Source organism: Aeromonas sp. 601039 (genome assembly GCF_049174415.1).
GTDB classification, from domain to species: Bacteria; Pseudomonadota; Gammaproteobacteria; order Enterobacterales; family Aeromonadaceae; genus Aeromonas; species Aeromonas veronii_A.
In genome coordinates, this window is the sequence record NZ_JAAKTL010000002.1 from 329,574 (window position 1) to 342,434 (window position 12,861).

General features: G+C 54.0%; 10 protein-coding genes and 1 other RNA gene. 3 read left to right on the forward strand and 8 right to left on the reverse strand.

Annotated features, from left to right (window positions below):
- Positions 1-6: 6 nt before the first annotated feature.
- From G5195_RS03300 to G5195_RS03320, 5 genes are read right to left on the reverse strand one after another with little or no spacing between them, the layout of a single operon-like run.
- Positions 7-1,497, reverse strand: coding sequence for a SpoIIE family protein phosphatase (locus G5195_RS03300; RefSeq protein ID WP_421235844.1), 1,491 nt, complete (start codon positions 1,495-1,497; stop codon positions 7-9).
- A gap of 23 nt (positions 1,498-1,520) precedes the next feature.
- On the reverse strand, positions 1,521-2,189 hold the full coding sequence (locus G5195_RS03305; RefSeq protein WP_005360129.1) for a tyrosine-protein kinase family protein: 669 nt from the start codon (positions 2,187-2,189) through the stop codon (positions 1,521-1,523).
- Between the two features lies 1 nt (position 2,190).
- Complete coding sequence (locus tag G5195_RS03310; RefSeq protein WP_005360128.1) at positions 2,191-4,296, reverse strand: SLBB domain-containing protein; 2,106 nt, start codon at positions 4,294-4,296, stop codon at positions 2,191-2,193.
- A gap of 18 nt (positions 4,297-4,314) precedes the next feature.
- Positions 4,315-4,731 (reverse strand): hypothetical protein, encoded by a 417-nt coding sequence (locus G5195_RS03315; protein ID WP_005351415.1) that lies wholly within the window; start codon positions 4,729-4,731, stop codon positions 4,315-4,317.
- Entirely contained in the window at positions 4,728-5,078 is a 351-nt protein-coding gene (locus G5195_RS03320) for an STAS domain-containing protein (RefSeq protein WP_005333409.1), read from the reverse strand. Before G5195_RS03320 ends, G5195_RS03315 begins: the two co-directional genes overlap by 4 nt.
- 338 nt (positions 5,079-5,416) lie before the next feature.
- Here G5195_RS03320 and G5195_RS03325 point away from each other — a divergent pair, with 338 nt between their 5' ends.
- Complete coding sequence (locus G5195_RS03325) at positions 5,417-5,908, forward strand: molybdopterin-dependent oxidoreductase (RefSeq protein ID WP_005351410.1); 492 nt, start codon at positions 5,417-5,419, stop codon at positions 5,906-5,908.
- Positions 5,909-5,916: 8 nt separating this feature from the next.
- On the forward strand, positions 5,917-7,743 hold the full coding sequence (locus tag G5195_RS03330) for an ATP-binding protein (protein WP_139731413.1): 1,827 nt from the start codon (positions 5,917-5,919) through the stop codon (positions 7,741-7,743).
- A 323-nt stretch (positions 7,744-8,066) separates the two neighbouring features.
- Here G5195_RS03330 and ffs read toward each other — a convergent pair.
- Positions 8,067-8,160, reverse strand: an RNA gene (ffs, locus tag G5195_RS03335) — signal recognition particle sRNA small type.
- Between the two features lie 269 nt (positions 8,161-8,429).
- Here ffs and G5195_RS03340 point away from each other — a divergent pair.
- Positions 8,430-8,612 (forward strand): hypothetical protein, encoded by a 183-nt coding sequence (locus G5195_RS03340; RefSeq protein ID WP_216962410.1) that lies wholly within the window; start codon positions 8,430-8,432, stop codon positions 8,610-8,612.
- A 96-nt stretch (positions 8,613-8,708) separates the two neighbouring features.
- Here the strand turns inward: G5195_RS03340 and G5195_RS03345 are convergent, their stop codons facing one another.
- Both G5195_RS03345 and G5195_RS03350 read right to left on the reverse strand, forming a co-directional pair.
- Positions 8,709-11,354, reverse strand: coding sequence for an alpha-amylase family glycosyl hydrolase (locus tag G5195_RS03345; protein ID WP_421235845.1), 2,646 nt, complete (start codon positions 11,352-11,354; stop codon positions 8,709-8,711).
- A 163-nt stretch (positions 11,355-11,517) separates the two neighbouring features.
- The gene (locus G5195_RS03350; RefSeq protein WP_421235846.1) at positions 11,518-12,825 is read right to left on the reverse strand and encodes an alpha/beta hydrolase; all 1,308 of its coding nucleotides are present in this window, start codon (positions 12,823-12,825) and stop codon (positions 11,518-11,520) included.
- Positions 12,826-12,861 lie beyond the last annotated feature (36 nt).

The window sequence follows — 12,861 nt, forward strand, 5'->3', positions numbered from 1 at the left end:
GCTGGATCAGGTGCCGGGACAGGCGACCAGCAGGAGGGTCATGTCATCGAGGGCGGCATCATTGACGCGCTCATCAAACCAGCGGGCGATGCGATGAGCCAGTTGCTCAAGACCGGGCCCCGAAGTCAGGCAGATCGCCTTGAGCTGCGACTCCCAGCGCTGGCGCTCTGCGGCATCACGGCTATCGAGCAGGCCGTCGGTCCAGAACAGCAGGATCTCGCCGGGCTTGAGCTGACGCTCATTGGTCACGAAGTGGGGATCCGGGCGCAAACCAGGCAAGGGGCCGGTCACGCCGACCTGACGGATGGTGCCGGGCCCAACCAGCCAGGGCGCCGGGTGGCCCGCGCTGGCCCACTGCACCCGCCCCTCGTTGCCGAGCTCAATACAGAGGGTGGTGAGCAGGGTAGCACCAAGGAGCGGATCACTGTGAACCGCATTGGACAAGATGGTCAGCAAACGGGCGGGGGCGCGCTCCAGATCGTGCGCCGTCAGCAAACCGCGCAGATAACCGGCATAGGCATGGGCAAAGAACTTGGCTTCCGCATCGTGGCCCATCACATCCCCGAGCCACAGCACCCGATCCTTGACCAGCAGAAAGTCCCCGCCCCCCACGGTGGCCGCGCGGGTTTGCAACGCCAGCTGGTATCCCCCTATGGAGGTGGCGGGCAATAACGGGCGCAGCGCCGAGGTCATGCGCTGATCCAGCTGTTCGCCCCATTGCGACTTGAGCTGCTCCGAGCGTTGCAGCACCCGCGAAACCGCCAGCAACAGGTCCTGCTTGGTGATGGGCTTGACCAGAAAGTCATCGATCCCCAGCGCCCCCGCCCGACTCTGGGTCCACTGATCCTGATGACCGGTCAGGAAGATAAAGGACACCCCCTTCATCTTGGGATCCTTCATCAACTGCTGGCGCAGCCCAAAGCCATCGATCCCCTCCATCTCGATATCGGAGAGCACCAGCGCGGGGGGCTGCTTTCCAAGCGCCAGCAGGGCGGCATGGGAGTCGGCATAACTTTCAACCCGGTAGTGCTCATGGAGATAGGCGGTGAGCAGGGCACGCATCACCTTGTCATCGTCGATCACCGCGATCACCGGCAGCTGGTTGACCGGGCCCTGCTGGCGAAGGGTCACGCGATTGCGATCATTGTCGCGAGAGAAGTGCACCTCGGCAAACAGCTGGTGCACCAGCGCCAGCCCGTATCCCCCCTCCTGCAGCTCATCGGGTAACGGCGCGCTGGCAAGACCGGGTTGCGGGCCGCCATCATCCTCCAGTATCAAACTCAAGCCCGTTTCATCCTCTTTCAGAGTGAGCCAGAGCCGGGTCGCGGGAGGCGCTGTGTGTTTGACGCTATTGGTGGCCAGCTCACTGAAACAGAGCAGCCAGTTGGCTTGATCCTTTGGGGAGACCTGAAACAGGGAGAGTCCCTGCGCCAGCCGGTTGCGCAGTTCGCGCACCGACTGCAGGGTTGCCGGAGCAGATCGCAACCAGTCATCCATATCGGGCCTCCATCAGCGGGCGATCAGATCCGGAAATTGAGCAAGGCACTGCGCCGGCACCAGCGCTTGAGCCATTCGGTCACCCGGTTGCTGGGCAGCCGGTTGAGCTCGCGCAGGATCTCGCTGGCCAGCCCCGGGTTGAGTTTGTCGTTATAGACTGCGCCAATCAGATTGGCCTCGGCACGGGTCAGTTTATCCACCGCACTTTGTACCACGGTCGTCGGGGTCACTCCCGCCAGCACCACCAGCAGTGCCCCTTCACAGGCCCCACACACCTGATCGGCCGGAATATTGCCCCGATTGAGGGCGGTGAGCGGCGAGGTATCGAAGATCACCACATCGTAATGCTCCAGCCAACGAACCAGCAATTGGCGCAAGGTATCCTTGTTGCGAAAAGCCATCAGATCCTTGCCCGGCGCCGGGAGCAAGGACAAGGAGCGGCCAGTGGCCACAGGCTCGGGCACATCATTGGGACCCCAGGCAACCGCCGTGGCGCGGCCGGGGTGATAGAGATTGAGATCCACCAGCAGGGTGCGCAGCCCATCCGCCTCCGAGCGCCTTGCCAGCGCATCGCAGATGGAGCTCACCCCCTCTCCCCCTTCCGACGAGGTGACCGCCAGCGAGCGGATCCCCCGGGCGACCGTCGCCGCGTAGAGGGATTCGAGCTCCAGATATTGAATGGGGATGCTCATATCAAAGCGTCCCGACCAGGGCCACCACCGAGATCGTGGTCAGAATGTCGCGCATGCCATCCATGAAAATGGCCCAGTTGCTGCTTTTGCTATCAGGGATAAAGACGGTGTCCCCTGCGCGCAGCACCGGTAACTGGCTAAAGTCGGGCTCTTTGGCAAAGCCGTCGAGATCGAAGCTGCGGGCCTGATCCCCCTGACCACTGGTAGCCATGTTGATCACCACAATCTTCTTGATATAGGCGCTGCTGGTCGGGCCCCCCGCCTCGGCCAGCAGATCCAGCAGGGTCATGGAGGAGTCAAAACGGTAGCGACCGGGGCGGGCGATCGCCCCCAGCACCCGAATGGTGTTCTCCTTCGGCTCGTCGAGCCAGGGGCGATTCTTCTCCGGCAGGTAGATGGAGTCGCCGGGCAGCACCTTGGGCAGCAAGGTTTCATCGCCGGTTTCAAAGTAGAGGGCAAGGTCGAGCTTGCTGACCCGCGCGGTGCTGCCACTGCGATGGGCGATGCGCACATTGCGCAGATCCGCCGCCGCAGTCGGACCATCGGCAGCCGACAGGATGTCGATAAAGCCCATCTGCTCATTGAAGGCATAGCGACCGGGGGCCCCGACCTGACCGAAGATATAGATGGAACTGTCCGGTGACTGGCGCACCCACTGGGACTTGTTGTCACTGGGATCGGTGGGCAGCTCGGGGATCATGATGGTGAATCCGGCCCGGATCTTTGGCAGGCTGGCGAGCGCCCCCCCCTGATGGAGAAACTTGTCGAGATCAAACAGGGTCGGCGTGGCCTGCCCCCCTTCGGCGGTCAGGATCTGCACCTTGGCGATATCGGCCCGCTCGTTGGGGCCACCGGCGTGGGCGATCAGATCCAGCAGCGACATTTCGTCAGACCATTCATAGCGGCCCGGGATCCGCACCGCCCCCATCACCATCACCGCCCGCCCGGGTGCCACTTTCAACCAGGACTTCTCGTTGATATCGGTTTTTTCCGGCACAAAGATGGCGTCACCGGGTTTGACTTGGGGCAGCGCCTTTTGCATCCCTTCGGTATAGGCCTGCAAGTCGATGGGTTCGATCGTGCCATCGGTGCGCAGCAAACGGATCTGGCGACTCTCGGCATAGCGGGTCGGGCCACCGGCATTGGCCAGAATATCGAGGAAGGAGTCCCCTTCCCGCCCCTCATAGGCGCCGGGTTTGAACACCTCGCCCATGATGTAGATGGTGCGTGCCCCCCGTTTTATCTGCTCTTCATCCTTGGGCACGAAGATGGTGGCGCCCGGCGCCAGATTGGGCAGCAGCTTGTTGTTGCCGGAGTCGAGATAGGCTTTGAGATCGAACAGCTCGGGGGCATCACCATTGATCACCCGGATCCGCTCCACCCCGGCAAAACGGGTCACCCCACCGGCTCGCATCAGCAGATCCACGATGGAGTTGCCGCTCTTGAAACTGAAAGCGCCCGGGCTGTTGACCTCGCCAAACACCTTGATCGCCTTGCCGGTATCGCCATCCCCGCCTGCCGCCAGGGTTGCCGCATCAAAATCTATTTGCACGTTGCCGATCAGCGGAGAGGCGGGTACGAACACCACATCGAGGGATTGCAATGGCGGCAACACGCTGGCATCGCCGGTATCGAGATAACGCTTGTAGTCGAAGCTAGATACCGTGCTGCCGCGCCGCACCTGCATGTTGTTGAGCTGGGCACCGGGCACCAACCCGCCAGCGGCATCGAGGGCCATCTGCACGTTGCCATCGGGCGCCAGATCATAACTGCCGGGTTTTTTGACATAGCCCATCACGCTGATCAGCAGCCGCTTCTCCAGCAAGGTGACGGTCAATTGAGAGAGGTTGTTGTAAACAGGTTTGAGGGCGGTGCGGATCAGCTCATCCGCCTGTTGCAGGGTCTTCCCCCCCACCACGACGTTTCCAACTTCAGGCAGTGCAATCTCCCCCTGCTTGTTGATCTGGAAAGGCTGATCAAAAGCAGGCTCACCGGGTTGCACTATGGCCAACCGATCACCGGGAGCCAACAAGGTGGAGGCCAGTAACGGGCAGGTGAACAACAGCAAGAGAACACAGATCAATCCTTCGAGAGCGCCCCGTTTCATAGACATCCTTTTCGTCTGTTACGTCTGCCCCCATTGGCGTAAGGGGAGCCCTGACCAATCAGCACGACAGCCATCCGCTGTTGTCTGTTGCAGCCGCAAACGTACTTGTTGTAGTGATTGTGCCAACACGGTCTGACGCCAGGCTACATCCGACCAGAGCCGTCCGTGCATATCCCGTTCGATATCAATACGTTGAGATTGTAGTCGTTTCAACTCGGCAGGCATACACCCCTGCAGACTCGCTTGCTTTAATTCCGTCAGCTGCAAGTCGAGTTCCTTCTGACGCTCATCATAACGAGACCAGACCCGCCGTTCATCCTCATTGACCGGAATACGGGTGGGTCTTGCCTCGGCCATGCCGCCATATCCCTCCGGCGGCCACTGCGCGCAACCCGACAGCAGAATGGACGAGAGCAGGATACCAAAGCGTTTCATGATGCAGCGGCCATCATGCCACGTGAACGCATATAGGCCTTGATGCTCTCATGGCAGGGGATCACCCGGTCGATATGCAACATCTCCAGCAGGTCATGAGGTTGACCGGGTCCACAGACAAGGGCCATCTGATGCCCGTTCATAATCAATCTTTTATAGAGAAATACCAAGGCTCCGATCCCCGACGAGTCGATAAAATGAACATCGCTGATATCGGCCAGGATATCTCCCGGGTGGGTCGAGAGGGTTTCAAACAACGGGCGGAGCTCACTGACGGCCATCGCGTCAAACTCATTTTCCAGTACCACTACCTGGATATCATTAAGGGTGTAAGTCATGCTTTCCATCGCTAGCTCCTTGTCGATTCTCAGACTATTTGCTGTCACGGCATTCAGCACGCTGCAAATGTTATGCCGGGCAGTGCCACGGCACTTGTTCCCCAAATGATACTCTTTGCGCCTTATTCGCCGACACCCACTCCTCGTTTTGATTGCCAAATTGCAATTAACCTCCCCCACTCATTGCAAACTGCAATTCACCTTGGCCGAGATCGCCCGATAACAGGCTAAATGACTGATAATTCAAGCCCATTAGACCGGGCCCGATTATTGCTTGCCCTTGGACACAGTTCACAAGCCACCGTTGGCTCGGCCCCCATGCCGCCATTTTCCAGGAAGGAGAGATCATGAAAGCAGGCCTTTACATCGCACCACTACTAGCAGCCCTTTGCGGCACCGCATACGCAGCCCCCTCCCCTGACAGCGCCGTGTTGAAGGTTGAAGGCGCCATCAGCAGCCCCACTCATCAGGCTCTGGCCCTGTGGGACAGCGCTATGCTGGATCAACTGCCGGTACACGAAATCAAAACCCATACCCCTTGGTATGACGAAGCCAAGACCTTTCGCGGCCCGCTGCTGCAAGATGTATTGGCCAAGGTCGGGGCAACCGGCAAACAGCTCACCATTACCGCGCTCAATGACTACTCGGTACAGGTGCCGACAAGCGATGCCGAGCAGTATCGGGTCATCCTCGCCCGCACGATCAATGGCAAGCCACTGTCGGTGCGTGACAAAGGGCCGCTGTTCCTTGTCTATCCGTTCGATCAATATCCCGAACTGCAAAACAAGCTCTATTACGGTCGGGCTATCTGGCAGATCAGTGCGATAAAAGTGGAGTAGATCCCATCATGCGTTCCATGGCGGCCAGTCAACGTTTCTTGTTTGTGGTGCTTTGTGTGTTGCTCCTAGCCTTTGCCGGTATTGGTACCATCCAGTACCGGCAATTTCAGGATCTGCAGCGCAGTACCAGTCAGGGCGAAGACAACGTGATGTGGAACTATTTCCAGCTCTATAACGAAGCGCTGCGTTTTCAAAGCTCGCTGCTCCATGAGTCGCAACCGACCTTCCAGCTCAGATACGATATTCTGGTCAGCCGCATGGATCTGGTGCTGGAGAGCAAGGATCGCAGCCTGCTTCAGCAAACAGAGATCTACCAGCAGGCAAGCAAAGCCATTCGCTCCTACATCTCTCTGGCGGATATCTGGCTCGGCCCGGAAGCCACCAAGCCGCTGGACAATCTTGCCCATCAGGAGCTGCGCCAACAGCTCGCCTCCCTGCTTCCCCTGCTCCATCAGCTGACTCTGGAGGTGAACCAGCAGGCAACCCTGTTTGATGTGGCACGCCGCGACAGCGTGAGGGAGCAGATCATCACGACGACACTCATCGCAACCCTGCAATTTGCGCTGCTCTTTGTGCTCGCCCTGCTGATCTGGCGGCAAATGAATATCTCGTTTCTGCAGCACAAACTGATGCAGCAGCTCAATGACAAACTGCTGCGGGCAAATCAGGCGGCAGAGGCCGGCACAAGAGCCAAAAGCAGCTTTTTGGCCAACATGAGCCATGAAATTCGCACCCCCATGAATGGCATTCTCGGCATGCTCTCACTGCTGGCCGACCGGGATATGGACCCGAGGGAGCGAGACTATCTGGAGACGGCACGCGAATCGGCAAACCATCTGCTCGGTCTGCTCAACGACATTCTGGATGTATCCAAGCTGGAAGAGGGCAAGATCGAGCTGCAACTGGCCCCCCATCACTTGCCCCAGCTGCTGGAGGATATCCGGGCCCTGATGCAGAGCAACTGCGATGCAAAAGGGATCAAGCTGACCCTGACTGTTGCCCCCGATACGCCGGAGTGGTTGATGATCGACCCGCTGAGAGTGCGCCAGATCCTCTTCAATCTGGTGAGCAATGCCATCAAGTTCACCCATCAGGGGGAAGTAAAGATCCATGTTGATAGCACCCTGTTGGAGCAGGATCGCCACTCGATACGCATCTCGATCCAGGACACCGGGATCGGCATGAGCAAAAGTCAGCTGAAAAACCTGTTTCAACGTTTCGCCCAGGCAGATGTCTCGATCACCCGCCAATATGGCGGATCGGGCCTGGGTCTTGAAATATCACGTAACCTCGCACGCCTGATGGGTGGCGATATCTCGGTAGAGAGCAGCGAGGGACATGGCAGTACTTTTACCTACATCTGGCCCGCCAGAGCCACGACCCCCTCGATTGTTTGCCTGCCGTCCAAGCCGCTGGATCAGGAGAGCTATCGCATCTTGCTGGTTGATGACAATGCCACCAACCGCAAGGTGATCGGCGCCATGCTCGACTCCGTGGGCCATCAGGTCACATTGGCCGTTCAGGGAGAAGAGGCGCTGGAGAAACTGGGGCACACCGAATTTGATCTGGTGTTGATGGATGTCCAGATGCCAGTGATGGATGGCCTGGTGGCCACCACCCGGATCCGCACCTCCCAGATGCCTTGGGCAGATATCCCCATCATCGCCCTGACGGCGGATGCGATGCCGGAATCCAAGCAATACTATCTTTCCCATGGCATGAACGGGTATATCACCAAGCCCATCAATAAAGAGACGCTACTGAGCGAGATAAACAGACATATTTCCCATGGGCGGCTCAAATACAACGCCACCCTGCGTGTCACCAAGCAATAATCGCCCCCCTGATTCCGGGCTACTGATTGCTCATGTGGGGCAACATTGACGTCTGCAGGCAACTGAATGGGCTTGGGTCTCGAACGCACGCAGTTTCACAACAGCTGCACGGGCCGTCTGCTTGTCTCGGGGACGCAGGGATTTATTGATCTCTTTACGACGACCACAGGGGAGCGTGGTGACTTGCCGGTAATACCAGATGCCGTGGGGACTGAGCCAGAGATTCATCGATGAGCTCCTCGTCGTCCACACAAAGTGGATTACCAAGAGGTCTGAAGGGGGAAATTAGCTGTAACTTATTGAATGGCAGAAACAAGTGGTGGCCCTACCAGCCACATCCCGGCACTCGAGTCCCCCGCCTTGGCTGCTACCTTCCGGTCCTGACCAGGTCGACGGGTTATCAATGCGAGCCCAAATAAATCAGGCACTTAGGGATGGAACTGATTGCCATCACAGTGTTCTGAAACCTCAACAAGCGAGAATCCGCCGGAAGTACGGTCATCCACATCAAGTGGACATGCTTAAATTGGTAACAAACAGGCCAATCCTACTCGCCCTCTCCCGTACACTGCAAGCACCTCATTACAGGCCCCATCCCCTCCCTCAATAGCTCAACAATCAACCCAATATTGGGCAAAATGAAATCTAACGGCAGCTTTGGGTCTCACTTAAACCCGAGGTTACATATGGCTACGAACACAGGCAAAGGCTATCGACAAGGTTCCGTCAACGACCGTACCCAAGTTCAGAACCCGGTTAATGGGAACTGGACGAAACGCGATACGGATAGCGGCAAGTTTATCGAGCAGAAACAAGGTGGGGAGCCATTCAAAGGGGTAGCCAAAGAAATCGACAACCGCCGTAAGTGAACAAGCTAGTAATCAACCAAAACTGTGGAGTCAGAACTCAGGGTTAAATCGGTGCCAGCTCATTTGCTGGCACCTGTTCAGTTTTCTAAATAGATGTCACTCTTGCAGACGAAGTACAGGAAGCTCATCCCAAATCAAAGGGTCTTGCTCAGTTCCGCCCGAAAAATTCCAAAGACCAAATGTTGGCTGCAAGGGACGATAAGTACTTGATAGACCATCCAAATCCCACGTTGTTACATAGAATGCAATACCATCTAGGGAATCAGGCCGCCCCAACGAAGCACTGGGAAAATCCAAGTTTATAGTGCGAGATGCCTTGTCAACCATGATAGTCGGTGCAGGCGTCACAGCATCACCATAACGAGTGGCAGTCGCTCCCTTGCTGCTATAGAGACTATTCTGCCAACCGAACACCAACAATTGTCGTTCCCAAGTTTGTCCATCTGGCATGGTGGCATTTAGCTTCGGTAATACTTGCAAGCCATCTTTGAGACCAGGAAGATGGATGAAAATACTGAAACCAACATGATCGAAGCCCAGTGTAGGCAACCAGGTATCCGTCACACTAGCCATCTGCAGGCTTAGACGAACATTGCTACCAACCTGGTAAACACTCGCCTTCTCGATCGCCATCTGCGGTGCGGCTTTTTCATAGCTAGCATCACCAGGTAAAGCATATCCCCCGTTTGGACCACCGTTTCCATCCATGGCATCACCACTGTCATCCAGTGTCTGACTAGGTACTGAAGGGAAGCTGAGAAGGCTCTTGAAATGGATATCGGCGGTCGAGTTACCTGTTCGCTCCTCAAAAAGCGCCAAACGGTGACTTTGCTCACCCACTTGGAAATGACGAACACTCAGCTGCCCTTGCCACTGCCCAGCTTCATCAACTGTGACACGCGACGCAGTATCTAACTGCCCATCAATTACTAGCTGGAGTTGAGTCCCAGGTGTACCTGTCCCGTTCAAAGATAAATCGGCATTCAGCACACTCCCCTCAAGCGGCGTAGTCAATGTCATAACATGCTCCTGAGGAGGAACTGCGGCTGTCCCATCGGCAATGACCATAACAGCAGACTTGGGAGGCAAGGCTTGAGTCAAAGTTCCATCTTCAGCGATCACAATTTCATGTTGTTCAGACACATTGAGAGCACTTAGGATACGTAGACGTGTGCCAGCAGGCAGCCCTGTGCTCATTTTGTTGAGAAGAATCTGGTCGGGAGCTGTGTTAAGGATAACGAGTAAATCGCTTCCTTCCATATGACGACGGTACGCAAATGCACCCGCTCCGCTTTTCTCCTCAGCTAATATGCTTAGGTCACCTCTGGATAAAACCTTGTTCTGTTTACGTAGATTTGTCAGAGTCTGAATAAATCGATACATGTCAGAATCAGGGTTGAACGAATCGATTTGACGGCCATCTTCTCGATATCCCCCCTCAAACATGGCATCACGGTGAGCGCTAAAAGCTTGCTCGGTTCCCTGATAAAGTACGGGAATACCAGGGAGAGTTAACATAGTGAATAGTGCTTGTTTTAAGTCGTCCAAATTGCCCTGAGCGAGGAAGCGAGCCATATCGTGATTCTCGATAAAATTACCAAGACGATAGGGGTTGGGATACATTTCCATCATTTTACGCAGCCGAAAACCTAGCTCCGCAGTAGGACGGCCACCAGCAAATACCTGAGTCATGGTCGCTTGTAACGGAAAGTTGAGCAGTGATTCTAGCTCTGGCTTCTCTTTTGTACCAAGATAGGAGATCAACTTTTCCTCCCCCTCGGTCTTGTAAGGGCTAGAGCTCTCAAAAATCTCACCCAAGCTTAGAAAATCATCACGGCCTGTTTCTTTGGCTTGATTCAAGATGCCATCCTGAGCGTGAAAGAAATCATGATAAAAATCATGCTCAACAAATTTGACAGTATCAACTCGAAAAGCATCTACCCCTACCTTGTCAATCCAGTAGCGATAACTTTGCTTGAGGTAATCACGAACTGCAGGGGTAGATGTATTGAGATCATCAAGGTCAGAAAGCTGGTAAGTCAGCTGTTGTTCCTGCTCATTGTGATCGATGATCTGGGGAGTCCAGTGATATATAGCAGCCTGCTGTGCCTCAGAAGAATTACAGTCATTAAGCGCCAAAGGCGATGGTAGCGATTGCCCCGCAGCTAATGCCCCAGGTATCAGCTCGAAGCCCTCACAAGGTTTAGATGGATCATAAGTTCCTGAGTATGTGAAAAAGTTGCCAACATGATTGACTACTATGTCTTGGATTAGATACATCCCTCGCTTATGCAGATCCTCTGCAAGAGCCTGATAGGTCGCCAAATCTCCGAAGTGCTCATCGATCTTCTGCATATCACGAGCCCAATAGCCATGATAACCCCCGTAGTTCTGGGCTGGATCCCACCATTGATTAGCCACTGGAGGTGTCATCCATACAGCCGTGGCCCCAAGTTCAGATATGTAATCCAACTTCTCACGGACACCACTGATATCTCCCCCACTAAACCTCTTATCACTGGTGGGATCAAATTCACCGGTTCCTTGGTCATTGTTGGACGGATCCCCATCATTAAAACGGTCTATCATTAGGAAATAGACTATTTGATCACGCCAGTCCGGTGAAGAAACATGACGATATGAAGATGATTCGCTGCTTTCGTTACTGCTGAAGCAACCGGTTATGGCGAAAGAAATCGCAGTAGCCAGCAGCCCCAGGCGGGCTTTTTTTATCTTATTCATTTTATTTCTGTTCTCAGTTAAAAACCGTCAGCATTGTTACCAACTCATCCTTGTGTAGAATTATCATTTGGTGCCAAAATCATAGCTCTCCACGCCAAATTACAACTCTGTGACTAACTTCACGCTCCCGATGCATAGGCCCGGCATCTGCCGGGCTGCGTTTTTATTTTCCTACAGTTGCCATATAAACCTCAGCAAAGCGATGAGACCAAGATATTTCATCATGCAGTCCTCCCGAAATGACTTTGCAAGTTATATCTTTATGCCCAGCTGTTTTTACACTTTCGCATAGCTTCTGCATACCATCGATTAGCATTTCAGGTTCTGGTGCATAACCTAGCCGTTCTTGACCACCCATATCCATGTATATCCGCTGCGGATAAATATCTGGATCAGCTTGCTGAATCAAGTAATCCCTAAGCATATATCCTCTCATTGGATCATCTTGTGCAACCGGAGAAAAAGCCATCAAATTAAATATTTTCTCCTTGAGGCGAGTACCAACATAGAGAGTCATATAACCACCCATAGAGCTCCCCGACAACGATGTATTCTCTCTGGAAGTATCGACACGATAATTGTTCTCTATATATGGCATTACTTGATTTGCAATGAAATCACTTGTTTTATCGCCAAGAGATTTTATTTCCCCCTCTCCAGGTAAGGTCCAATCCCATGCTGTATATTCTCGATAACGAGCTGTATTCTTATTTTTACTAAAATCCGAATCACTGTCTGTATCATCCCACAGATTTGGTGAGTCAATCCCAACGACGATGGATCCTTTAGCTCTTCCCTCACGAATGAGTCGCTGCATAGATTCATCAATTTGCCACTCCATACCAAACTCTGAAGTGGTCTCATCAAACAATTTTTGCCCATCAAACATATAGAGAACAGGATAAAGCTTGTTGCTATCTTGATACCCCTCAGGCAAGTAGACTCGAATTGTTCGGCTGGCTGTGGTCAATTGTGGCGTAGGGAATACATGAGTCTCAACAATACCGACTTGAGTTGAAGGCTTTGGCTTAGCTCCGCCTTCTAAGTCTTTCCACTTTTTGACGGAGAAATGCAGGGTTTTCGACTGCCCCTCATAAGTGACTCTACGTGTATGAATCGTGTAGCCCTCATCATCCAACTCTTCGGAATCCCAACTTCCGCGAGTAAATTTGAATTGGTGAACATCTCCAACACGATTAAAGTTAACATCGATAAAATAGGGACAAGCAGCATCACCGCGAACTAATGGCATTGGTGGTTTATTCTGAAGATCGCTGCTGTCATCACCACCATTCCAGCTATTCATTGTACCAGCTAAATAAGGGAGATCGCCGCTAGGTGTATTGTCTGGCAAAGAGTCAATACAAAACCTCATCTTTCTGAGTTGGTTCTCATAATTAGGCTGTGATGTATTATCATTCAAACAACCTGTCAATAACACCGATAAAGACAAGAGTATTGCTCGTTTCATCATTTTCCCTCTGTGATATTATTAAAATACTCGTCC